The 22,536-nt window shown below is 61.1% G+C and carries 21 protein-coding genes; 16 read left to right on the top strand and 5 right to left on the bottom strand.

Translation table 11 applies throughout. The features are described 5' to 3' along the window. The first annotated feature begins 17 nt into the window (after positions 1–17). From ATI53_RS03455 to ATI53_RS03445, 3 genes are read left to right on the top strand one after another with little or no spacing between them, the layout of a single operon-like run. The gene (locus ATI53_RS03455; RefSeq protein WP_111549736.1) at positions 18–677 is read left to right on the top strand and encodes a Tim44/TimA family putative adaptor protein; all 660 of its coding nucleotides are present in this window, start codon (positions 18–20) and stop codon (positions 675–677) included. Positions 678–679: 2 nt separating this feature from the next. Then, complete coding sequence (gene mltA, locus ATI53_RS03450; protein WP_111549735.1) at positions 680–1,735, top strand: murein transglycosylase A; 1,056 nt, start codon at positions 680–682, stop codon at positions 1,733–1,735. Then, entirely contained in the window at positions 1,732–2,322 is a 591-nt protein-coding gene (locus ATI53_RS03445) for a Smr/MutS family protein (RefSeq protein ID WP_009502910.1), read from the top strand. Before mltA ends, ATI53_RS03445 begins: the two co-directional genes overlap by 4 nt. Here the strand turns inward: ATI53_RS03445 and idi are convergent. Further along, positions 2,306–2,830: an isopentenyl-diphosphate Delta-isomerase gene (idi, locus tag ATI53_RS03440; RefSeq protein ID WP_111549734.1), complete on the bottom strand. Its 525-nt coding sequence runs from the start codon at positions 2,828–2,830 to the stop codon at positions 2,306–2,308. The genes ATI53_RS03445 and idi overlap by 17 nt on opposite strands. Before the next feature lie 136 nt (positions 2,831–2,966). On the opposite strand from idi, the gene ATI53_RS03435 reads away from it, so the two are divergent. Further along, positions 2,967–3,392: a c-type cytochrome gene (locus ATI53_RS03435; protein WP_009502908.1), complete on the top strand. Its 426-nt coding sequence runs from the start codon at positions 2,967–2,969 to the stop codon at positions 3,390–3,392. 117 nt (positions 3,393–3,509) lie between these two features. Here ATI53_RS03435 and ATI53_RS03430 read toward each other — a convergent pair whose 3' ends face one another. Continuing rightward, positions 3,510–4,631: a polysaccharide biosynthesis/export family protein gene (locus tag ATI53_RS03430; RefSeq protein ID WP_009502907.1), complete on the bottom strand. Its 1,122-nt coding sequence runs from the start codon at positions 4,629–4,631 to the stop codon at positions 3,510–3,512. A gap of 175 nt (positions 4,632–4,806) precedes the next feature. Here ATI53_RS03430 and ATI53_RS03425 point away from each other — a divergent pair, with 175 nt between their 5' ends. Further along, entirely contained in the window at positions 4,807–5,418 is a 612-nt protein-coding gene (locus tag ATI53_RS03425; RefSeq protein WP_111549790.1) for a sugar transferase, read from the top strand. 3 nt (positions 5,419–5,421) lie between these two features. Here ATI53_RS03425 and ATI53_RS03420 read toward each other — a convergent pair whose 3' ends face one another. Both ATI53_RS03420 and ATI53_RS03415 read right to left on the bottom strand, forming a co-directional pair. Next, positions 5,422–6,081 (bottom strand): YjbF family lipoprotein, encoded by a 660-nt coding sequence (locus tag ATI53_RS03420; RefSeq protein WP_009502905.1) that lies wholly within the window; start codon positions 6,079–6,081, stop codon positions 5,422–5,424. Further along, the gene (locus tag ATI53_RS03415) at positions 6,078–8,231 is read right to left on the bottom strand and encodes a YjbH domain-containing protein (protein ID WP_111549733.1); all 2,154 of its coding nucleotides are present in this window, start codon (positions 8,229–8,231) and stop codon (positions 6,078–6,080) included. The genes ATI53_RS03420 and ATI53_RS03415 overlap by 4 nt, the downstream gene beginning before the upstream one ends. 215 nt (positions 8,232–8,446) lie before the next feature. On the opposite strand from ATI53_RS03415, the gene ATI53_RS03410 reads away from it, so the two are divergent. The 11 genes from ATI53_RS03410 to ATI53_RS03360 all read left to right on the top strand — a co-directional run bounded on the left by ATI53_RS03410 (position 8,447) and on the right by ATI53_RS03360 (position 22,202). After that, complete coding sequence (locus tag ATI53_RS03410) at positions 8,447–9,304, top strand: flagellar motor protein MotB (RefSeq protein ID WP_111549732.1); 858 nt, start codon at positions 8,447–8,449, stop codon at positions 9,302–9,304. Between the two features lie 138 nt (positions 9,305–9,442). Then, positions 9,443–10,741 carry a flagellar hook protein FlgE gene (locus ATI53_RS03405; protein ID WP_009502902.1) on the top strand — a complete coding sequence of 433 codons (1,299 nt, stop codon included), beginning with the start codon at positions 9,443–9,445 and terminating at the stop codon, positions 10,739–10,741. A 38-nt stretch (positions 10,742–10,779) separates the two neighbouring features. Then, positions 10,780–12,237, top strand: a complete 1,458-nt coding sequence (gene flgK, locus ATI53_RS03400; RefSeq protein WP_111549731.1) for a flagellar hook-associated protein FlgK — start codon at positions 10,780–10,782, stop codon at positions 12,235–12,237. Between the two features lie 10 nt (positions 12,238–12,247). Then, complete coding sequence (locus tag ATI53_RS03395; RefSeq protein ID WP_034451528.1) at positions 12,248–13,249, top strand: flagellin; 1,002 nt, start codon at positions 12,248–12,250, stop codon at positions 13,247–13,249. Positions 13,250–13,257: 8 nt separating this feature from the next. After that, on the top strand, positions 13,258–14,352 hold the full coding sequence (locus ATI53_RS03390) for a flagellar basal body P-ring protein FlgI (RefSeq protein WP_223865882.1): 1,095 nt from the start codon (positions 13,258–13,260) through the stop codon (positions 14,350–14,352). Positions 14,353–14,431: 79 nt separating this feature from the next. Beyond that, a complete protein-coding gene (motA, locus tag ATI53_RS03385) occupies positions 14,432–15,301 on the top strand; it encodes a flagellar motor stator protein MotA (protein WP_111549729.1) in 870 nt (289 codons plus the stop codon). Then, positions 15,298–17,562, top strand: coding sequence for a hypothetical protein (locus ATI53_RS03380; protein ID WP_240778541.1), 2,265 nt, complete (start codon positions 15,298–15,300; stop codon positions 17,560–17,562). The genes motA and ATI53_RS03380 overlap by 4 nt, the downstream gene beginning before the upstream one ends. 268 nt (positions 17,563–17,830) lie before the next feature. Next, positions 17,831–19,915 (top strand): flagellar biosynthesis protein FlhA, encoded by a 2,085-nt coding sequence (gene flhA / locus ATI53_RS03375; protein ID WP_009502895.1) that lies wholly within the window; start codon positions 17,831–17,833, stop codon positions 19,913–19,915. Beyond that, positions 19,912–20,679 carry a flagellar biosynthetic protein FliR gene (locus ATI53_RS03370; RefSeq protein ID WP_009502894.1) on the top strand — a complete coding sequence of 256 codons (768 nt, stop codon included), beginning with the start codon at positions 19,912–19,914 and terminating at the stop codon, positions 20,677–20,679. Before flhA ends, ATI53_RS03370 begins: the two co-directional genes overlap by 4 nt. Positions 20,680–20,685: 6 nt before the next feature. Beyond that, positions 20,686–21,777, top strand: a complete 1,092-nt coding sequence (locus ATI53_RS03365; RefSeq protein ID WP_009502893.1) for an EscU/YscU/HrcU family type III secretion system export apparatus switch protein — start codon at positions 20,686–20,688, stop codon at positions 21,775–21,777. Further along, entirely contained in the window at positions 21,777–22,202 is a 426-nt protein-coding gene (locus ATI53_RS03360; protein WP_009502892.1) for a hypothetical protein, read from the top strand. Before ATI53_RS03365 ends, ATI53_RS03360 begins: the two co-directional genes overlap by 1 nt. A gap of 30 nt (positions 22,203–22,232) precedes the next feature. On the opposite strand, the gene ATI53_RS03355 is transcribed toward ATI53_RS03360, so the two are convergent. Beyond that, positions 22,233–22,536: integrase core domain-containing protein (locus tag ATI53_RS03355; RefSeq protein WP_146609879.1), on the bottom strand; the 304-nt coding region annotated here is incomplete at its 5' end.

The raw sequence follows: 22,536 nt of genomic DNA, 5'->3' as shown, positions 1-22,536 counted from the left end.
CCCCGAATGAGGTGCCAATGAACACGCCGATAGTCCAGCTTCTGGTTCTTGCCGGGATCGCCATATTCCTGATCCTGAGGCTGCGCAGCGTGCTGGGCACCCGCGACGGGTTCGAAAAGCCCCGCGCGCCCGCGCCGACGCGCAGCGACACGCCCCGCCACGAATTCGAGGTGATTGAGGGCGGCCCCGATCGCGACATCACCGACCACGTTCCCGAAAACAGCCCCGCCGCCGAGGCGCTCGCGCTGATGAAACGGGCCGAGCCGTCGTTCAACGTCGGTGAATTTCTCGGGGGCGCGCGGGGCGCCTATGAGATGATCCTGATGGGTTTCGACAATGGCCAGATCGAGGATCTGCGCGATCTTCTTGCCCCGGAAGTCTATGAAAGCTTTGAGACGGTGATCGAACAGCGCCGCCAGCAGGGTCTGACCATCGAGGCGACGTTTGTCGGCGTGCGCGAAATGGCCCTGGTGGACGCCACTTTTGACGAAGGCGAGCGGCTGGCCGAAATCACGGTGAAATACGTCGGCGAACTGACGCAGGTGGTGAAGAATGCCAACGGCGAGATCATCGAGGGCAGCGCGAGCGCGGTGAAAAAACAAAAGGACGTCTGGACCTACGCGCGCAAGATGGGCGTCGACGATCCAAACTGGCAACTGGTGGCAACCGACGAATAAACATGAGACGGGCGATCCGGGCCGCCCTTCTTGCCGGACTGGCATTCGCACAGGCAACGGCAGGCAGCATGAGCGCGGCGGACTCCGAAACCACATATCAGATCCTCGATTTTGCGGATCTGGACGGCTGGGCGGGGGATGACCACGCGGCGGCCCTTTCGGTATACCGCGATACCTGCGGCGACATGGACGATCCCGACTGGCGCAGCCTGTGCAATGTCGCGCGTGAAACCAGCGACGCAAGAGCGTTCTTCGAGCTGTTCTTTCGCCCGGTGCTGATTTCCGACGGCGCCCCCGGCCTGTTCACCGGCTATTTCGAACCCGAGCTTGACGGCGCGCTGATGGAAACCCCGCGGTTTCGCTACCCGGTCTACCGGATGCCGCCCGAGGCGGAGGTGCAACGCCCCTGGCTGTCGCGGCGTGAAATCCTTGTTTCGGGTGTGATGGCGGGGCGCGGGCTGGAAATCGCCTGGGTCGACGATCCGGTTGAGCTGTTTTTTCTGCAAATTCAGGGGTCGGGCCGCATTCGTCTGCCGGACGGGCGGCACCTGCGGGTGGGCTACGCGGGCGCCAACGGGCAGCCCTATCGGTCGATCGGTCAGGAACTGATCCGGCGCGGCACGTTTTCGGCGCATGAGGTGTCGGCCCAGCGGATCAAGGCCTGGGTTCGGTCCAACCCCTTTGCGGGGCGGGAACTGCTGTATACCAACCCCGCCTATGTGTTCTTTCGCAACGTGACCGAGGTTCCCGCCGACAAGGGGCCACTGGGCGCGATGAACCGGTCGATCACCACGATGCGGTCGATCGCCGTCGACCCGGCGTACACGCCGCTAGGCGCGCCGGTCTGGATCGAAAAGGCAGGCAGCGCGCCGCTGCACCGGCTGATGGTCGCGCAGGACACCGGGTCCGCGATCAAGGGCGCGCAGCGGGCGGACATCTTTTTCGGGACCGGCGATGCGGCGGGGCAAATGGCCGGCACGATCAAGGATCCGGGTCGTATGGTTGTGCTGATGCCGATCCAGCGCGCCTACGCCCTGTTGCCGGATATGATCCAGTGAGCCGCCGCCGCATCCGGCCCGATGAGCTTGAGTTATGGAACCTCGTGGCGCGATCCGCCGACCGGCTTCCGGGGCGCGTGCGCCGCAAGGACGAGACCCCGAAGCCGCCCGCTCCGGAACTCAAGGGCAAGGCGACGCCGGCCCCCCTTCCCGATTTCTCGCTTGGCGACCGGGCTGGAAAGGTCCCCGAACATCATGATTTTCGCGGCACGACATCGGACCGGCTGCGTAGCGCGCCGCTGAACATGGATGCCAGGGCATTCAAGACGATGAAACGCGGCAAGCTTGCGCCCGAGGCGCGGCTTGATCTGCACGGGATGACGCTGGATCAGGCGCATCCGGAACTGGTGCGATTCATCCTGACGTCGCAGACCCGCGCCCTGCGGCTGGTGCTGGTGATTACCGGCAAGGGCCTGCGTGAGGACCCGCACGACCCGATGCCGCGCCGTCGCGGTGTGCTGAAAACGCAAGTGCCACAGTGGCTTCGGCTGCCGCCGGTGGCGCAGGCGGTGCTTCAGGTGTCCGAAGCGCATAACAGGCACGGCGGCGGCGGCGCCTACTACGTCTATCTCAGGAAGCGGCGCTGAAGATCTGGTCCGCGTGCCGGTCCAGATAGATGCGCAGCCACGGGGTGAACCGCTCGGGCTGCGCGGCGATGTCGGCGCGCAGGCTGGCAAGGGATTGCCAGCGCGTGTCCATCACCTCGGCCGGGTCGGGCGCGGGGCCCGGCCCCGGCGGCGCAACCGCGGTAAAGATGTCGACGCGTTCGTGTTCGATCATGCCCCCGCCCACATCGGCGCGGTATTCCACCTGCCCTTTGTGCGTGAGGACCAGCCCCGTCATCCCCAGTTCTTGCCTCAGCCGCCGAGTCGCGCAGTCCAGCGGCGCCTCGCCCCAGTGCGGATGGGTGCAGCAGGTGTTCGCCCACAGGCCGGGCGTGTGGTATTTTCCCAGCGCCCGGCGTTGCAGCAGAGTGTCGCCGCCACGCATCACGAAGACCGAGACCGCCTTGTGTCGCAGGCCACGCAGATGCGCATCAAGTTTTTCGACCGGCGTAAGGGTGCCGTCGATCCATGCGGGGATAAGGTCGGTCATCGCGTCTGTTTCTCCGGTGCGTCAGGCAAGGTCAAGCCGCTGCTGGCAATTGGTCGCATGCGGCGGGTCGCCCCATTGTTGCGGCTGTTCCCTTCGGCTAGCTTGACCGCTGAAAACTCGTCACAGGAGACATCACATGACTTTCAGGATAGCCACGGTGTTTGCCGCAGCGCTTCTTGCCGGAACCGCCGCTCAGGCGCAGGACGTGGCCGAGGGAGAAGATCTTTTCAAGAAACGCTGCCGGTCGTGCCATTCGATCGTCGCGCCGGACGGAGAGGCGATTGTCAAGGGCGGCAAGACCGGGCCGAACCTGTTCGGCGTGATCGGCCGGAAGGCCGGATCGGCCCCGGATTTCGAGCGTTACAAGGACTCGCTGGTGGCCGCCGGCGAAAAGGGCCTGATCTGGGACGAAGCGAGCTTCGAGCAATATGTCGTCGACCCGACATCGTTCCTGAAAGAGTATCTTGAGGATGGCGGGGCGCGGTCCGGCATGACGTTCAAACTGCGCAAAGGCGCACCGGACGTTTACGCCTACCTGGCGTCGGTCGCGCCCGGGTCCTGATGGACCGGCTGCGCTTGCAGTCACTTTCGGGGTGCCGAGCCAGCGCGATCCGGCGTTGGAAACGAAAACGGGGCGCATCTTTCGACGCGCCCCGATGATTGAAATGATGGCAGTCGATCAGTTCTGGATGGTTTGAACCTGGCGGGTCAGACCGAACGCCGTTCCAAAGAGGCTGAAGATCGCCTGCGCCTGCGGAATCGGGGATTCCGTTGCAAGGACGGTGTCCTGCGGATTGATCCGGAACTGCCGTGCCGCGAACAGCCCGTCCGCCGAGGTCAGATCGAAGGTAAACACCACCTGCTGCATCGACGGCGCGCTGCCGTCCGAACGCAGATGCCGCACGGGATATTCGCGCAGCACCAGCACGCCCTTGGGATCGGCGCGGTAATCCTGAAGGCCCCCCATCAGCGTGACGGCTTCCATCGCGGACAGATCGTCCTTGGGAAAATAGACCAGATCCTCGCTGCCGGCAGCCCCCAGCGCGGTGAAGCTGTGCTTGTCTTCCTGAACGATCACCGTGTCGCCGGGCAGCAGCAACGCGTTGCGCTGGCCGTTCTGAAGCAGGGTGTCGGCTGAGGTTTCATAGGTGGTGCCGCTTCGGATCAGCCGCACGCGCGGGTTGCGCAGGGTCGGCACGATGCCGCCGCCATCGGCGATCAGGCCCAGCACCTTGTAGTTGCGCGACGGCATCGGAAAGGTGCCGGGCGCATCGACGCCACCGACCAGTTCGACCGAATTGGCGCGTCCCTGCGTCAGGCTGAGCTGAACCTGCGCCGACGGGGCGATCTGGATCAGTTCGTCCTGGATCTTGCCGCGGGCCATTTCCGGCGTCATGCCCCGGATGAATACCTGGCCGACGTAGGGCACAAAGACGGACCCGTTGGCGCCCACCTCGATGCCGGTCAGCGGAGCAGCTTTTTCCGCCTGGCTGGTAAGCAACGAATTTTCCTGACTGTCCCAGATGATGATGTCGACCTTGTCGCCGGTCTTGATCACGTTGACGTTCGATCCGTTCGAGGTGCCCGGCCAGCCGTGCGGGTTTTCCCGCCCGGTCACCGGCCAGGACGCGATAAGCGGCATGTTCGCGCGGGTCACGGGAATGACTTCGAAACTGGGGGCAGATCGCGCGGATTCCCTCAGCACTTCGGATTGCAGCGCAGCGCCGCGGGGGGTGATCCCGCACCCGGCGACAAGGAAAACCGCCGCGCAGGCAGCAAGAATCGAACGTGATCGGAACAAGTCGAGGTCCCCCGGAAGAGTCTGAGACGTGGCAATGGCTTTCTTAGCCGTTGCAGATCATGATAGACAGCGTGTTGTCGATGGAAAACCTCAAGTGGACGGTGACAGTGGCCCCGAAGGCGCAACGCAGCACGGATCAGCAAGGATCAGCCGGTATTTCTCGTGGAGAGTTGTGGTGACGCCCGCGAAGCGTGTTTTCGACATCATCGTTTCGCTTGTTCTGATCGTGCTGCTGCTGCCGGTGGTGGTGGCGCTGGCGCTGGCCATCCTTCTGCTGGACGGGCGCCCGGTGCTGTACCTGTCCGAACGGATGCGCAGCATGGACGAGGGATTCACCCTGTGGAAGTTCCGCACCATGCGCGCGGATGCCGATGACCGGGGCGTTTCGGGCGGCGACAAGTCCAGCCGCGTCACCCGCACCGGGCGGTTCATGCGGCGCTACCGTCTGGACGAAATTCCGCAGCTGTGGAACATCCTGACAGGCGACATCAGCTTTGTCGGGCCGCGCCCGCCGTTGCGGCGCTACACCGAAACCCATCCCGAGATCTATGCCAGGGTGCTTCGCTCGCGTCCGGGTGTCACCGGGCTTGCGACGCTGGTGTTTCACCGTACCGAAGAACGGCTTCTTGCGCCCTGCGCCAGCAAGGATGAAACCGAAGAAATCTATTGCCGCCGCTGCATTCCGCGCAAGGCGGCGCTGGACCTTGTCTATCAGCGCAGGCGCACGCTGTGTTACGACGCGCGCATCATGCTGGCGACGGTGCTGCGGCGACTTTCGCTACACTGAGGATCAGCGCCGCAGCCGGTGCATCGCGGCGTAGCCGATGTTGGGCCCAAGCCATTGGCGTGACGCAAGGATTTCGCCGGCGCCGTCCACCACATAGTAATCGACAAACGGCGGGCCGTCCGGGCTTTCGCAGGCGGCGATGATTTCCCTGGCGGCCGATCGCACGAGTCCCAGCGCCACATCGACCGGTTTGTCCGGTTCGATGCCGCAGCGGTAGGTTGTGACGCGGGTGACATCCTCGGGGGTCAGCCAGCGCTGGATGTAGATCGCCGTTCCGGCCCGGCGGGCGCGGACAAGGTCCAGCAGCGGGCCCTCGTCGGTGGACATGAGGTCGCCGCTCAGCCCGCGCGTGCCGGTAATCATGCCGTTTCGCAGCACAACCGACTGTCGGCTGGGGTTGCCATAGGTTGCATAGGGGCCGTTCTGCTCGATCTTCAGCAGCAGGGACTGGGTTTCGCGTTCCGGCATCGCGAAGAAAATTACCGGAAGGTCGGTGCTGCCGAGCGTGCGCACGATCTGCTCGGGGCTGATCGGCGATGGCTCGGCCTTGCCGCCGAAAAGCACCGCATAGATCGTGTCGATCGGGCTTAGATATTCGGGATCGTTGCTGCAGGCGGCAATTCCCAGAAGGGCTGCGGCGGCAAGCGCGGTGCGGCGTATCATCTCCAGAACCTTCCCCAGCTATCGGCTATTTCCGGCTCATGCCAGGTGCGGACATTATTATACAGACGCCCCGGAACGCCCAGACGCGCCCCGCCGTCGCGGGTGATCGGGCGGATGACCGTGGTTTCCACACGGCGCGACGGGGTGCCCAGCCCGACACTGACCGGAATGCTGAGCGAGATGCCCTTGTCGAACGAGCCCTCGCCGAAGTCGTCGCTGGACACGTTGGTAAAGGTGGCGAAGGCGCCGAATCTCCAGCCGTTGGCAAACTCGCGTCCCACCGTCAGTGTGGTGCCCCAGTCACCGGCAAGATAGCGCCCCACGTCCATCTGACCCTGGTAGCCACCGCCGAAATCGTAATAGGCCGACACATGGCCGTTGAAATCGGGGATCTCGCGGGTGGTGTCGTTATCGGGCTCTTCGGTGGTGTTGCTCATCAGGCCGAACATCTGGTCGTAGTCGCGACGGCGCACAAAGTTCAGTTCGGCCCCGAGCGCAAGCGCGCTGCCGACGGGTTTCCACAAAAGCTCGCCAGAGATCCCCGCATACATCGCTTCGAGGTAGCCCGCCGAAACCCGGCCATACAGATCGGGGCCGGGACGACCGTAATAGGAAAGGATCAGGTTACTGATCTTGGGATCGCCATTCTGGGCATAGAACGGCAGGTCGGTGCGCACGCGGGGCAGTTCGGACGGCGAAACGCGGTCGATGTCCTGGATGTTGCCGATCACGCGCTTGCGCAGGGCGCCGGACAGTTCAAGCTGGGGCGTGATCTGCCATGTACCCCCGATCTGGGCGCCGACGTCGACGCGCAGCGGATCGTCGGGGTCGAACGATGAATATTCGTAATACGAGGTCAGCGCCCAGGTGAATTTCGGCGTCACCTGGATGTCCGGGGCAGGGGCCTTGCCATAGGCGTCGGTGATTGCCGTGCGGGCGAGCATTTCGACCGCTGCGTCGTTTTCAAGGTTTTCCAGATCGCTGCGCTGCAAGGTGATCGCGGACATGGGCGTGCCGTTCTCGACCGGGATGATGGTGAATTCCTCGACGGAATCGGGCATGATGCGGGTCATTGCACGGGCCGCGCGGCCAATGGCCTGCGACGGGCGGCCGTAGTGGCTGTTGCGCAGGCGGATTGTGGCGCGGCGCGGTTCAAGCCGATAGCCGTCGATGCTGAGGTCGTCCTTTTCCAGGCTCGAAATGAGACGCTTTTGGGTCGATGCCTCGTAAGCGTCCAGCGCCGCGGTCCAGCCCAGGTCGTCCGCGCTGGCCTCGGCGCGGCGACGCACCGGCAGGCCGCCAGGTTCGACCCCGCCCGGAATGCCCAGCGTCTTGGGGTTTATCGGGTAGGTCAGTTGAAAGCCCAGAGAACTGCCGTAGGCGTAATACAGCGATAGACGCAGGTCGTTGTCCAGCCGGTAGTCGAAGCCAAGGTTCACCGGCGAATCGTGTTCGAACCCGCCGCGGGCGGATTCGTCGTCATAGGCATCCGAGGAATATTCCAGTTTCAGCGTCAGCCGGTCGTTCCAGGCGTAGCTGAGCCCGCCGAACGGTGCGATGTCGCCGCGAAACCAGCGGTCATAGGTCGGCAGGCCGCCACTTCCCAGCAGGTTGTCGGCCCGTTCGCCCAACGTGGTCGCGGGGTTGTAGCTGCCAAGGCGCCCCCAGCCCAGACCGGCGGTGACTTTCAGTTTCGGCAGCAGGGTCTTGGTCGCGACGATGTATTCCCCGCTATAGATCCCGGTGCCGATGAAATCCTGAAGGCCGATGGCCACGGCGGGACGGATCCCGGTTTCGGTGAAAAGCAGGAACCGGATATCGAAGCTTCGGTCGTAATAGACGCCGTCGGCGTTGCTGTTGGGATCGTCGAAATCGGCGATTCCGGCGTAGCGAAAGGTGCCCGACAGGCGCGGAGTCAACTGAAAGGTCAGGGCGCCGCGATTGCTTTGGTCGATGCGTCCGTAGCTCAGCCCGACGGTGGCGTCGGGGGCCATTTCCGCGCTGGGCATGTCGATCAGGCCCGGAACGCCATAGGTGTTGAAGGTCGGGATGTCCTGGGCCTGCGTCGGTGCACCAAAAGCAAGCGCCGCCGCTGCGGTTGTTACCGCAAGCCTTGCCCGCGACCGTCTGAATTCTGCCCGCGCTGTCATTCCTCGCCCCTGCGTCCGGATGTGTGCCCGAACAGAGCTAGAGGAACGCGCATTCGCTGTCCACGCGCGCGCGCGCTGCACGGCGCGCCTGTGGGAAATACGGCACGTCCCGGGGCGCGTCCTGTCTCGGGTTAAGTTAACATTTTTATTTGTTAAGCGTGCCGTAAGGTCTGGACCTTTAGGGTTCTGGCGGGGTGATTAAAAGAGGTGGTGTAATGGCTGTCGACAGCAATGTCGCACCAATCATCATCAAGAGAAAGAAAGTATCTGGCGGCGGCGGGCACCATGGTGGGGCCTGGAAAGTCGCGTATGCGGACTTTGTGACCGCGATGATGGCTTTCTTTCTGTTGATGTGGCTGTTGAATGCGACGACGGAAAAGCAGCGCAAGGGGCTTGCGGACTATTTTACGCCGACCGTCGCGATTGCGAGGGTATCCGGCGGGGGCGATGGGGCGCTTGGTGGCCACAGCATGTTCTCGGAAGAAGTCATGCCGCAGGTCGGGTCCGGTGCGACCAGCCTGCGCGCCATGGCACAGCGTCAGGCAAGCGGCGCGCTTGCTCCGGGCCAACAGGCCGGAGAGGGCGGGGAATCCGTTGATCCCAGGGGCGAAGACGAGGCGCTTCGCGAAATCGGCCAGGCGTTGATGGCGCGTTCGGGTGAAAGCATGGTCGATGATGGGCTGATGCGCCACATCGTGACCCGCGTGACCGACGAAGGGCTGGTGGTCGAGTTGTTCGAAACGCCGGATTCTCCGTTGTTCGGCGCTGACGACCAACCGACCGATCTGTTGCGGGCGCTCGGAGGAGTCATTTCCCGGGTGTCGGGGATGGTGACGAATCCGCTGGCGATCGAAGGCCATACGGCGGCGTATCCGCTGGTTATGGCGCGGGATCCATCCTGGGAAAAGTCGTCCGCGCGGGCAGACAATTTCCGCCAGATGCTGTTGTCGGACGGTATGCCAAAGACGCGGATCGACCGTGTGACGGCCCATGCCGACCGTGAACCGGCCGATTCAAACCCGATGGATACAAGGAATAATCGCATCGAAGTGATCTTCCTGCGAAAATCCTGATCAGTGCTTTGGCGCTATGCACCAGGCGGGTCCTGAGCGGCGGCATTTGTTCGAAATTTAGCTGTTAGCGTCACGTTAAGGCGGCGGGCTTAACTGTTGTCTCGGGTATTTCTGACCGAGACAGCAGAAAGGCGTGTCATGACAATTTCATCTTCGCTCAACGCGGGTGTATCCGGCCTTGCCGGTAACGCTACGCGACTTGCCGCGATTTCCGATAACATCGCGAACTCTTCGACTTACGGTTATCGTCGTGTCGAAACCGATTTCACCGCATTGGTGATGAGCAGCGGCGCATCGACCTATACCGCGGGCGGTACCAAGGTCGACAACCTCCGTCTGATCGACGAGGGCGGCGCGCTGGTGTCGACGTCGAACGCAACAGACCTGGCCATCGACGGCCTCGGCATGCTGCCGGTGGTGTCGTCGTCGCGGTTCGAGGCGACGGGCGAGCCCGAGCTTCTACTGACCTCGACCGGGTCTTTCCGGATCGACGAAAACGGGTATCTCGCCAGCGAAAGCGGCTATTACCTGATGGGGTGGCCCGCGAATCTGGACGGGTCCATCCCGAACTATCCGCGCGATACGATCAACGGGCTTGAGCCGATCCAGTTCAGCCTCAGCCTGACGGGCGATCCGACCACCTCGATCAATATGGCGCTGAACCTCCCGGCGACCTCCACCCAAGCTGGCGCAACGGCGGAAACCGAATATCTCGAGATCGAGTATTTCGACAACGTCGGCATCTCGCAGAGCGTTTCGATCACGTTCACTCCGACAGTGCCGGCAACCGGCACATCCAACGAATGGACGATGCTGATGACCGATTCGGCGCAGGATGGCGCGACAATCGGCGAATACACCATCACGTTCGACAACACGACCGGCGACGGCGGTACTATTTCAAGCGTCGCAGCCGGAGCGACGGGGGGCGCCTATGACGCTACGACAGGTATGTTCACTGTCGACGCGGCGGGCGGCCCGATCGAGTTCGACATCGGCGCCGTGGGCAAAACCGGTGGTCTGTCGCAGCTTGGTGACAGTTTTGCCCCGATCGCCATTTCCAAGGACGGCTCGTCCGTCGGCAACATGGTGTCGGTCGAAGTCGACGAGAACGGATATGTCAGCGCGCTTTACGACAGTGGCCAAAGCCAGGTTCTTTACCAGATCCCGCTCGCGGACCTTCCGAATTACAACGGGATGATCGCGGTCGATGGCTCGACCTTCCGGCCATCGCCCGAAAGCGGATCGTTCTTCCTGTGGGATGCGGGAGACGGCCCGACTGGCAGCGTCAAATCCTATGCACGTCAGGAATCGGCGACCGACATCGCGCAGGAACTGACGGACATGATCCGTACCCAGCGCGCCTACTCGTCCAACGCCAAGGTCATCCAGACCGTGGACGAGATGCTGCAGGAAACCACCAATATGAAACGCTGATCCCCGCAGGGGACCAGCCTTTAACAGGAGGCCGCTGAATGTCACTTTCCGGAGCTTTGTCCAACGCCTTGAGCGGCCTCACCACACAGGCCCGTCAGGCAACGCTTGTTTCGTCGAATATTTCGAATGCGACGACCGAAAGCTACGGGCGCCGCACACTCGATGTCTCGTCCCGCTCTACGACATGGGGCGGGGTCAGTGTCGATGGTGTGACCCGAAATACAGACGCGGTGGTTCTTGCGGATCGCCGCCTGTCGGATGCCCAGCTCGGCTACGCCGACGACATGCAAACCTTCGCCAGCAAGATCGAGATGCTTGTCGGCGAAAGCGGAGAGGCGGGGTCCTTGACCACGCTCTATTCGAACTTCGAGAATGCGCTTCTGTCGGCGAGCTCCGATCCGTCTTCCAATCAGCGTCTGAAATCCGTAGCCCTCGCCGCAGAGGACTTTACCGAAAAGCTCAATCAAGTGAGCGGCGCGCTGCAGGACGCGCGGACCGATGCCGACAAGTCGATCGCAAGCGACATCAAATCTCTGAACGATTCTCTCGCAAGTGTGAAGCAGCTGAACGATTCCATCGGCGAAAGCGTGCTGCGCGGCGCTGATGCGTCGTCACTGATGGACGAACGCCAGCGGGTGCTTGATACGATTTCCGAAATAGTGCCGCTGCGCACTGTGGCGCGCGACAACGGGACGCTGGCAGTCTATGCCGCCTCGGGCACCGTGCTTCTGGATCCGTCTTTCAGCGGCCAACCCGCCCAGATCGGATTCACACCGCAGGAACCGATCACGGCGGACCGGACACTTGCGGACGGCGGTCTGTCGGGGATCACCATCAATGGCCACGCGATCAACAGCACCAACGAGGGTCCGCTTGGCGGCGGCACTCTTGGCGCCCAGCTGCAAATCCGCGATGTCGTGGCGGTCGATATGCAGGCGGCGCTGGATGGCATCGCGCGCGATCTCGTGGATCGGTTCGGCCCCGGAGGCGCTGATACCACGCTTGCCGCAGGGGATGCGGGGCTTTTCACCGATGCTGGCCTTGCTTTTGATCCGCTGCTTGAGGTTGGGCTCGCGGCCCGGATCTCGCTCAATTCTCTGGTCGATCCCGGCGGGACCGGAACCTGGAGACTTCGTGACGGCCTCGGCGCCGCAACGCAGGGCAATGTCGGGGACGCGACCCTGATTCAGGGCTATTCGGACGCACTTGACGGTCTTTCCGTGCCCAGCTCGACCAGCCTCGGGACCGGAACCTCCAGTTTTGCCGGCCATGTCTCGGATTTTGTATCCGCGATTTCGGCGGCGCGGGTCCGTGCCGATGGCGAGCAAAGCTTCAGCAGCGCGCAGCATACCGCGCTCAAGGAACTTGAGTTGTCAAAAGGCGTCGATACCGACGCCGAACTTCAGGATCTTCTGCTTATCGAACAGCATTACGCGGCAAACGCCCGCGTTATGACCACGGTCGATGAGCTCATGCAAACCCTTCTGAGCATCTGAGGAGCCAATCATGGATACCGTAGGCGACCTGGCCAGAACCTTGGTTCTGCGCTCTCATCAGACCCGTCTAAATGCCACGATGGACAGCCTGTCGGTGGAAATCGCTACCGGCTTTGTCACCGACAAGGCTTCACATCTTGGCGGAGACATCACCGAACTGCTGTCCATCGACCGCAATCTCGCCAAGCTCGAAACCTATCGTGTGAACACATCCGAAGCTGGGCTTGTGACAAGCACGATGCAAACCACGCTGGACGAGATCCAGAGCCGCTCAGAAGCTCTCTCGCAAGACCTGATGAAGGTCGAGCTGACGCAGACCGATGAGATGTTCAGCACGCTTTCTGCTTCTGCGGAAAGTTCTCTCGACCAGATGATGAACGGGCTGAACCGGTCCATTGCCGGGCGGTTTCTGTTTTCGGGAACGGCCACCGACACGCCGCCCCTCGTAGACAGCGAAGCATTGCTTGCGGAGCTTGAAACCGTATTGTCGGGCGCGACCACCGTGGCGGGGGTCGAATCCGCTTTGGACACTTGGTTTGATACAGCAGGAGGCGGTTTTGATACCTTTGCTTATAAAGGTTCGACCACATCGCTTGCACCGATGCGCCTGTCCAGCACCGAAAGCGCGCAGGTCGATATTCGCGCTGATGACGATGTCTTTCGGGAAACTTTGAAAGCAGTCGCCAAGGCGGCACTGGCCAGTAACGACGTGCTGGGCTTTTCGACCGAGGTCAAATCAGAACTGATTTCCAACGCGGCGCTTAATCTGCAGTCGTCGCAAGCACGCGTGGTCGAACTGCGGGCGGGGCTCGGCGCGCTGGAAGGCAGAATCGAAGACACGGTCGCGCGCAATTCGTCAGAGCGCACGGCGATGATGATCGCGCGAACCGAGCTGGTCGGTACCGATGAATACGAAGCGGCGACCGCCTACGAGAATACGCGCTCGCAGCTGGAGGCAATCTACGCAATCACGGTTCGCTCGTCGCGGATGTCGCTCGTGGGGTATCTCTGATGCGGCTCATGATGATGGTCGCGGTTTGTCTGGGAATCTGCGGCGGCCTTGCCGAGGCTCAATCTGTTCGTATCAAGGATCTCGTGGAAGTCGACGGAGTGCGATCCAACGACCTTGTTGGCTACGGGCTCGTCGTGGGCCTGAACGGGACAGGCGACGGCTTGCGCAACGCCCCCTTCACCGAAGAGATCATGCAGAACATCCTCGAACGCCTGGGGGTCAATGTGACCGGTGAACAGTTCCGGCCGCGCAATGTTGCGGCCGTGTTCGTAACGGGCAGGTTGCCGCCGTTCGGCCGCGCCGGCAGCCAGATCGATGTCACGGTTTCAGCCATCGGCGATGCAAAAAGCCTTCTTGGCGGAACGCTGATCATGACGCCGTTGAACGCAGCGGATGGCCAGATCTACGCGGTCGCGCAAGGTACCATTATCGCGGGGGGTGTCGAAGCCGAGGGTGATGGTGCGCGGGTCGTTCAGGGTGTACCAACCTCCGGCGTTATACCGGCGGGCGCAAGAATCGAGCGTGAGGTCGAGTTCGACTTTTCAGAGCTATCGACCCTTCGGCTGGCGCTGCGCGAACCGGATTTCACTACCGCAGCCCGAATCGAAAACGTCATCAATGCCAATGTGGGTCGCGGCGTCGCGGAAATGATGGACGCCGGGACGGTTTCGATCAATCTTCAGCGCACTGCGACGGGCTCTCCGGCGCGTGCAGTGGTCGCGATCGAAAATCTACCGGTCGAGCCAGAGCGCCGGGCGCGCGTCGTTGTCGATCAGCGGTCGGGCACCATCGTGATGGGCGAGGATGTGCGCATCTCTCGTGTGGCGGTTTCGCAAGGCAACCTGACGCTGCGCATAGAAGAGGCGCCGTTGACCGTGCAACCCAGTCCTTTTGGCGATGGAGAAACCGTGGTGGTTCCGCGGACGCAGGCGGAAATCAACGAAGAGCCCGGAATCAGCCTTGCCGAGATCCCGAGTGGGACGTCGCTGTCCGAAGTTATTGCGGGTCTCAATGCGCTGGGCGTTTCGCCCAGAGATATGATCGACATTCTCAAGAGCATCAAAGCCGCGGGCGCGCTGCACGCGGAATTCCTGGTCATGTAGCTGTGCCAGGCCCGACAGCATAAGCTTTGTTAACCGCTGTCGGGCTAACGTTCTCTCATCGCAGTGAAGGAGTCGCCCTATGTTGGGGATCATCGGGATCGTACTGATTTTCGCCATGGTTTTCGGCGGTTATGCGCTTGCCGGCGGAAAGATGGGCATCATCTTGAAAGCCCTTCCGTTCGAATTGATGATGATCGCTGGGGCTGGTTTGGGCACGTTTCTGATCGGTAACGATATGGGCGTCGTTAAGCATACGGTTCAGGACATCGGCAAGGTCTTCAAGGGCGCAAAGTGGAAGCCTTCCGACTACCGGGATCTGCTGTGCCTGCTGTTTGAACTCATACGACTCGCCCGGCAAAGCCCCGTCGCGATCGAAGAGCACGTCGAATCGCCAGGGGAATCTTCGATTTTCTCGAAGTATCCCAAGGTTCAGGCTGATAAGATCGCGGTAGAGCTCATCTGTGACACGATGCGATCAATGTCGATGAACTACGACGATCCCCATCAGGTTGAGGAGGTGCTCGATAAACGGATCGAAGCCCTTGAACATCATCGCATGCACTCGAACCATGCGTTGCAAAGCTTGGCGGACGGCCTGCCGGCGCTTGGCATCGTCGCGGCCGTGCTTGGCGTGATCAAGACGATGGCGTCAATCGATCAACCGCCGGAGGTCCTTGGCAAGATGATTGGCGGGGCGCTCGTGGGCACCTTTCTCGGGGTGTTTCTAGCCTATGGTTTCATGGGGCCGTTTGCATCCAAAGTCAAAGCGGTGGTCGAAGAAGATCTCCACTTCTACCAGCTTATACGCGAAGTCCTCGTGGCGAATTTGCACAATCATGCAACAAATATCTGTATCGAAGTGGGACGCCAGAATACCCCGGCGCATTTCAGACCGAGTTTTGTCGATCTCGAAGAAGCTTTGAAATCTGTTAAGCAGGAGGCGGCATGATCCGGAGCCTTCTGACAGTCATGCTGCTCTGTGCGACGACGTCTCCAACTGCGGCACAGGACGTGCGGGTTCGTTCGGGTGAGCACGGGAATTTCACTCGGTTAGCACTTGATATTCCCGCAGATACGGGCTGGTCAATTGACCAGAGCTCTTCTGACGCGATCGATGTGCGTCTGGGCGGGGAGAATATTGAATTCGATTTGTCGCGGGCGCTGACTCGACTGAATGAAGAGCGTGTCTTAGGAGTGTCCGAGTTGCCTGGGGACCAGGGAATCCGGATATCACTCGGCTGTGCCTGTGTCGCAGAGGCTTTTCTGGCGAATGACAGGATGCTCGTGGTCGACATTCGTCGCGGGATATCCTCTCCTCAAGCTTCAACGGTTGACCAATCTCCGGCGCGCGTTGCTGACGAGGCGGCCACCTCGGAAACGCCTTCTCTGTCGAGCGTTCGTATCGGACAGAATCCGGGAATTGGTCCCAAAAACGCTGGAAATGCGTTGCTGCCGGATTTCAACGAGCTGGTACAGGGGCCCCGACCGTTTGAATCGGAAAGCCAGTCCGCAGCGACCGGACTGGACCCTGGCGTTTTCGAGCATATGCTTGCGGAACAGCTTGCAACTGCGGCGACAGACGGACTTTTGGATTCGGCGATGCGTTCTCTCCCAAAGGCGGGTGATAGCCATGTCGAGCAAAAAGTAAACGTAAGCCCGCTTTCTTCGTCGCAAGAGACTCCGGAGAAGAAGGCGGCAAGAGCAATTGAAGCGGTAATTTCGGGGCGCGAGCCGGGCAACATGCAATCTCATATTCGCATAGGAGGCGCGACATGCGTCGCTGAACGCGATCTCGACATCACATCCTGGGGCGGTGACGACCCTCTTGCCGACACGATACCGGCGTTGCGCGGGAGGCTATTCGGAGAATTTGACAGGCTTGACAGAGATGTCGTCATCGGACTTGCGCGCGCCTACACCAGCATCGGGTTCGGAGCAGAAGCACGTGCGGTGCTGGATCTGGATTCGGATACGCAGGACTCAGCGCTGTTTGCAATCGCTGGTATTGTTGATGGGTACTCGGATCGAGCCGGAGTTTTTGCGGGACAAACAAATTGCGACGGCCCGGCGGCTTTCTGGGCGCTGATCGGTTCGGTCGATTTGCCTGGAAACGCTGGGGTCAATCAAAAGGCTATTCTCACTACTTTCGAGGGATTGTCCCTTCGAATGCGGACACAACTTGGCCCGCGCCTCGCTACGCGCCTCGCGGAGGAAGGTTTTCCAGACGCGGCGCGCAACGTGCTCTCACGCCTTGAGCGGGCCACTGGTGAAATCAACGACGACATGATGTTCAGTAAGGCGCAGATCGACCGTTTGAACGCCTCCCACGACCAAGCACACGAGATTCTTAATGCGATTGCCTCGAAGTCGGGGCCCAACGCGCCGGAAGCGATGGCGCAAGCCATCGAACTGGCTACGGAGAATCGGGAACGCGTGAACAGCACCCTTGCGGATCTGTCCGGGGCGTATTCGACCGAAATGCGTGATACAGAAAAGGGTCCCGACCTCTGGTTGGCGCATCTGCGGGCGCTGACGGCGAACGGACAATATGATGCAAGTTTCGGTCAGCTGTTTGATAAACCAAACTATCCAAGAAGTATCCGGGCAAAAGCCACCACAGATCTATTGACGCTGTTAACCGAACAAGCGCAAGATACCGCCTTCCTGAAACATTCGCTCGCTCGAACAGATGGTTACGACGGCCTCGCGTCATCGAAAAGCGCGCTGCTCGTCGCAGGCCGTCTTCTTGACCTTGGTCTTCCGGAACCGGCGAAGCGATGGCTGGACTTCGAGGGAATAGATCGGACGAAGCCTGATGTAAGGTTGCTTAGTGCGCGGGCACATCTTGCGCAAGCTGAACCTGAACAAGCTGAGATCGCGCTGATTGGCCTTAAAGGAAACGACGCCTTGTCACTGCGCGCGGAGGCGCGGCGCATGATGGGGGACTATAGCTACGCTGCGGAAGCCTACACGACCCTCGGAAATACCGAAAATGCGCGTCGCTCGGCTTGGTTGGCCGGGGAGCCGAACCTCGGTGGCGGCGAACGGGATGCTTTGAGCGCGGCAATGCGGCTTCGGCAGGACACCATTCCTGATCCGGCGTCAAACGCTCCGAGTCTCGCCGTCGCCGAAACGGTGGCGGGTGCAGGCGCGGACACGCGTGGCACGATCCGGGCGCTTCTGGATGCAACGCGTCTCAGTGCCGAGTGAATGGCGGGGAAAGTTACGGAAAATAAACCATGCTCCGCTAGCGATGGTGTATCGCTCCAGAAGGAACGCGGATCACAATGTTAGACACGTCAAAATCAGTCAAGTATCCGTCGCATCTTACGCGGTTTCCGGTTAGCACCGCGCACTATCCCCAGCTGCAAGCCCATGATGCCGCTCGCGGACGGTGGATTTCTGGCCAGTCGGGTTTGAAATTTGGACCTCAGGATCTGCCTTCGCCCAACTTTGCGCTGACGGGGCGGAATGCAGCATGACGGCGGACAAGACCTCAGCTTCGATCTTCAAGCCGACCGTGCTTCTCGCTGTCGCCCTCATGGCGGTGATCGTCATGATGATCCTTCCAGTTCCTTCCTGGGTACTGGACGTCGGCTTGGCCGCATCGTTCGGCTTGGCAATCCTGATTTTCACGGTCACGCTCTTTATCGAACGACCCCTCGATTTTTCTGCGTTTCCTACGATTCTTCTTGCCTCTCTCATGCTGCGTCTTTCGCTGAATGTCAGCTCGACGAAGTTGATTATCGGTCAGGGACACTCTGGCACATCCGCGGCCGGCGAGGTGATCGAAGGCTTTGCCAATTTCGTGATGGGCGGCAGCGTATTTCTCGGGCTTGTGGTCTTCGGCGTTCTGATGATCGTCAACTTCGCGGTCATCACAAAAGGTGCCGCGCGAATGGCCGAGGTTGGCGCCAGATTTGCGCTGGACGGGATGCCAGGCAAACAGCTTGCGATCGACAGTGACATGTCGGCAGGGGCGATTGACCATGCCGAAGCAAAGCGTCGCCGCGAGCTTGAGCAACAAGAGACAACATTTTTCGGCTCCCTTGATGGGGCCTCGAAATTCGTTAAGGGCGATGCGGTTGCCGGCCTGCTCATTACCCTTCTGAACCTTGTCATGGGTATCATCATGGGTGTTTTTGGCCATGGCATGGCCATATCGAGCGCCTTTGAAACCTATGCCATCCTGACCGTCGGCGACGGGCTGGTATCCCAGATCCCAGCCGTGATCATTTCCATCGCATCTGGCCTGTTGCTGGCACGCGGAGGTGCGACCGGCGCGACGGATGTTGCGATGGCAAAGCAGCTTGCGCGTCATCCCGCCGCGCTTTGGACCGTCGGCATTCTAATGGCGCTGTTTGCGTTAATCCCTGGTCTGCCTTTTGTGCCGTTCATACTTGGTGCGGGCGTGTTGTGTGTGATCGCGTACGTTCAGTCCAAAAAGCCGGCTGAGGCCGAAATCGAGTGTGCGCCTGCCGCGGCCGAAGAAGCGCCGCGCAAATCCATCGGTGACGTGCTTGATGTCGACGAGATCCATGTCGAATTTGCGCCAGACCTGGTGAACATGGTGCTCGATCCGGGGACAGGGCTTGACGTGCGAATCGAAAACATGCGCCGCCATATCGCGTCAGGCTTCGGATTGATCCTGCCGGAGATCCGGCTGACCGACGCCCCGGCCCTGGAGGCGGGCACCTATGTGGTGCGCATTCACGGGGTCGAAATCGCGCGTGGAGAGCTTAACCCGGATCTCGTCCTTGCGCTTATGCCCGAGGATCACGGCAGGCTTCCGGCAGGCAAGGATGTAACCGAACCCGTCTATGGCGCGCCCGCGCGCTGGATTCGTCCGCAGGATCAGGATCGCGCGGCGATCACGGGTGCGACCATCGTTACCCCGACCGAGGTTCTTGCAACGCATCTGCTTGAGGTGATCAAGCGTAACTTCGGCCGGCTTCTGACGCTCAAGGCACTGCGCCGGATTCTTGATGAGATGGTCACGCTCAGCAACCAGAAACGGGCCGATGCAAACCGTCGGTTGCTGGACGAGCTGATCCCCGAAAAGGTGCAGATCGACACGCTTCACCAGGTGCTGCGCTTGCTCCTCGAAGAGCAGGTCAGTATCCGAAACATGGCTCTCATCCTTGAAGCGATTGCCGAACTACGGGGTCAACACAACAGCCCCGAAGCGATTTGTGAACATGTCCGTCAGCGAATCGGCTTCCAGCTCGTTGCGGGAATGCGCCGCAAGGACGGCACGCTGCCACTGATCCAGCTCGCGCCCGAGTGGGAGGATACGTTCTCGACATATCAGGTCGAAGGCACGCGCGGCGGGCTGGACGTAGCCCTGCCTCCGGAGATGTTCGAATCTTTGACCACAGGCGTTGCAACCGAAGTCAGCGAGGCCGGAAACCGGGGGATATTTCCCGCCCTTGTGACGAGCGCACGGCGCAGGCGCTTTCTGCGCACGATTCTCGCGGCGAAGGGCATCGGAAATCCGGTCCTGTCGTTTGAGGAAATCGGGATCGAGGCACGCCCCGCGCTGGTCGGTGTGGTGGCGGCATGACCCTTCCGTCCGAGGTCGTGACGCTGATCTCCGGCTGGGCGTGGCTGGGGTCCATCGTCTTTCTGAGGGTGGCTGCGATGATTGCGTCGCTTCCAGGCCTTGGAGAGCAGAGCGTCTCGGTGCGCGTGCGGCTCGTGCTCAGCCTGCTGATGACGACGATCGTGCTGCCGGTCGCCGCGCAAAAGATTCCCGCGATCGAGCCAAGTTACGCAAACGTGTTGAAGGTGATCCTGACAGAAAGCATTTCCGGACTGATCCTTGGTCTCTGGCTTCGGCTTCTTATGCATGCGTTGCAAACCGCAGGAAGTATCGCGGCACAGTCAACGTCGCTTGCGCAATTGCTGGGCAACAGCGCTGCGGATCCGATGCCTGCAATTGGCCATATTCTCACCGTCTCGGCGCTTGCGTTGCTCATGATTACGGGCTTTCACGTCAAGGCAGCGTCATTCCTGATCCTGTCGTATGATTTGCTGCCCCCGCTGTCGTTTCCGGACCCTGGCCTGATCGGCCAGACAGGGCGTCGCCAGATCACCGAGAGCTTTTCGCTTGCCTTCACGCTCGCCGCGCCGTTCGTCATCTTGTCGGCGCTCTATAACCTGACGCTCGGCTTTATCAACAAGGCGATGCCCCAGCTTATGGTGGCCTTTGTCGGCGCGCCCGTGATTACCCTCGGGGCCATGGCGATGCTGATCCTGACCGCGCCCGTCATGCTGTCGGTCTGGCTTTCGACGGTCGACCTCTTCTTGTCAAACCCGTTTCGGTAGATCGGCATGGCAGAAGACGAAGGCGGCGAAAAATCCCACGAGGCATCTCAGCGCAAACTCGATGATGCGCGCAAGAAGGGCGAGATTCCGAGATCTCCTGACATGCTCACCGCGTCAGCCTATCTGGGAATGCTCGTGACCGGGGTGACGGTGGGTGGCGCGACCCTGATCCGCTTTGCCGACACGCTCATGCCAATGATCGAGCAACCGGACCGGCTTGAGCGGCTGTTCTTCAGTGACATGTCAACTGCGCCGACTGGTGGCCTGATGACGGCCGTCCTTAGCCCGGTGCTTTTGTGGCTTTCGGTGCCTGCTCTGTCCGTTTTGTTGGTGCTTCTTGCGACCAGAGGGTTGCTTTTTACGCCCTCCAAGCTTGAACTCAAGTTCAACCGATTGTCGCCGATCGAAAACGCAAAGAACAAATTCGGACGCCGGGGTCTTTTCGAATTTGCCAAGAGTTTCGCCAAGCTTACCCTCTATTCAGTGGTTCTGGGCCTTTTCCTGTCATCTCGCCTTGACGAGATTGCGGGTGTCGGGCGGTCAAGCCCGCGCGAGGCGACAGCGCTCATGGGGCGGCTCATGCTGAACCTCCTGGCCATTGCGGCGATGATCGCCATCAGCCTCGGCGCCGTCGATTTTCTCTGGCAGCGGGCCGAACACATGCGCCGCAACCGAATGTCACAAAAAGAACTTCGGGACGAATACAAGGAGTCTGAAGGCGACCCGATGTTCAAGCAGCATCGCCGCGCGCGCGCCCAGGAGATCGCAATGAACCAGATGATGACGGACGTGCCCAAGGCGGACGTGATCATCGTGAACCCGACTCACTACGCGGTTGCGCTGAGCTGGAGCCGCATGAAGGGAGAGGCGCCTGTCTGTGTCGCCAAGGGCGTGGACGAGATTGCGCTGCGTATTCGCGAGATCGCGGAAGCGGCTGATGTGCCGATCCACTCCGATCCGCCAACCGCGCGCGCAGTGCACGCCACAACGCAAATCGGCGACCAGATCGCGCCGGAGCATTTCCGACCGGTGGCTGCGGCCATTCGCTTTGCAGAGGACATGCGCAAGGCAATGCGCAAAAAGAAGGGATACGAGTGATGAGTTCCGAGATCGACGACCTGCTTCGTGTGACGGCGCTGCTTCGCGAGCGGGCTCTGGAATCCTATCGCAGGGACCTCTCTGAGGAAATGCGCCACCAGGGCGAACTCGATCGCATCGACGGGCTGCGGCAGCAGTCCTTCAGCGATCATGATTCGGTCGATCCCCGTCGTATGCTTGGGGCAGATACGCTGTGGCAGGGCTGGCTGTCCAAGCGCAGGGGTGAAATTAACCGAGCCATTGCAATGTCGCGCGCAAAGCAGGCCCACAGCATGGCTGCCGCCCGGCTCGCCTTTTCGCGCGATGAGGCCGCGAAAGATGTTTCAAGGCAGCAGATAGCCAAGCGGCGGACAGAGCTGATGGCGCGCGAAGAGAGCCAGCTCGAAGAGCTGTCGCAGATGCTCAAATTCGACCCTGAATCATAGGCTCTGATCTGCCCCCTGCCGGTCCCTCATTCATGACGAGAGTCTGCAGGTTAGATCTGGGTATTCGGCTTCCCCGTCTGGCGCACGCGCGCCGGGCGCGGAGCCCTCAGATTGCTCAAGCACTCGGCGCGCTTGCAGCGGTGTCTGGTTCTCCAGCGAGGAATGCGGCCTGACCGTGTTGTCGTCGTAGCGCCAGAGGGCCAGCTTACGCCGCGCGTCATCCAGGCTGTCGAAGATCTCCTCGTTCAGAAGTTCGTCCCTGAGGCTGCCGTTGAAGCTCTCGATGAAGGCGTTTTGCTGCGGTTTTCCGGGATCGATGTAGTGCCACGGCACG

The sequence above is a fragment of the Salipiger aestuarii genome (assembly GCF_003259905.1).
GTDB classification, from domain to species: domain Bacteria; phylum Pseudomonadota; class Alphaproteobacteria; order Rhodobacterales; family Rhodobacteraceae; genus Salipiger; species Salipiger aestuarii.
This window is presented reverse-complemented; position numbering and strand designations above follow the sequence as displayed.

Coding starts and splice junctions, on each gene's coding strand:
- ATI53_RS03405 (WP_009502902.1), top strand. CDS start 9,443: ATGACAATTTCATCTTCGCTCAACGCGGGTGTATCCGGCCTTGCCGGT.
- flgK (WP_111549731.1), top strand. CDS start 10,780: ATGTCACTTTCCGGAGCTTTGTCCAACGCCTTGAGCGGCCTCACCACA.
- ATI53_RS03365 (WP_009502893.1), top strand. CDS start 20,686: ATGGCAGAAGACGAAGGCGGCGAAAAATCCCACGAGGCATCTCAGCGC.
- idi (WP_111549734.1), bottom strand. CDS start 2,830: ATGACCGACCTTATCCCCGCATGGATCGACGGCACCCTTACGCCGGTC.
- ATI53_RS03420 (WP_009502905.1), bottom strand. CDS start 6,081: ATGATACGCCGCACCGCGCTTGCCGCCGCAGCCCTTCTGGGAATTGCC.
- flhA (WP_009502895.1), top strand. CDS start 17,831: ATGACGGCGGACAAGACCTCAGCTTCGATCTTCAAGCCGACCGTGCTT.
- ATI53_RS03455 (WP_111549736.1), top strand. CDS start 18: ATGAACACGCCGATAGTCCAGCTTCTGGTTCTTGCCGGGATCGCCATA.
- mltA (WP_111549735.1), top strand. CDS start 680: ATGAGACGGGCGATCCGGGCCGCCCTTCTTGCCGGACTGGCATTCGCA.
- ATI53_RS03410 (WP_111549732.1), top strand. CDS start 8,447: ATGGCTGTCGACAGCAATGTCGCACCAATCATCATCAAGAGAAAGAAA.
- ATI53_RS03370 (WP_009502894.1), top strand. CDS start 19,912: ATGACCCTTCCGTCCGAGGTCGTGACGCTGATCTCCGGCTGGGCGTGG.
- ATI53_RS03415 (WP_111549733.1), bottom strand. CDS start 8,231: ATGACAGCGCGGGCAGAATTCAGACGGTCGCGGGCAAGGCTTGCGGTA.
- ATI53_RS03390 (WP_223865882.1), top strand. CDS start 13,258: ATGATGATGGTCGCGGTTTGTCTGGGAATCTGCGGCGGCCTTGCCGAG.
- ATI53_RS03380 (WP_240778541.1), top strand. CDS start 15,298: ATGATCCGGAGCCTTCTGACAGTCATGCTGCTCTGTGCGACGACGTCT.
- motA (WP_111549729.1), top strand. CDS start 14,432: ATGTTGGGGATCATCGGGATCGTACTGATTTTCGCCATGGTTTTCGGC.
- ATI53_RS03435 (WP_009502908.1), top strand. CDS start 2,967: ATGACTTTCAGGATAGCCACGGTGTTTGCCGCAGCGCTTCTTGCCGGA.
- ATI53_RS03395 (WP_034451528.1), top strand. CDS start 12,248: ATGGATACCGTAGGCGACCTGGCCAGAACCTTGGTTCTGCGCTCTCAT.
- ATI53_RS03360 (WP_009502892.1), top strand. CDS start 21,777: ATGAGTTCCGAGATCGACGACCTGCTTCGTGTGACGGCGCTGCTTCGC.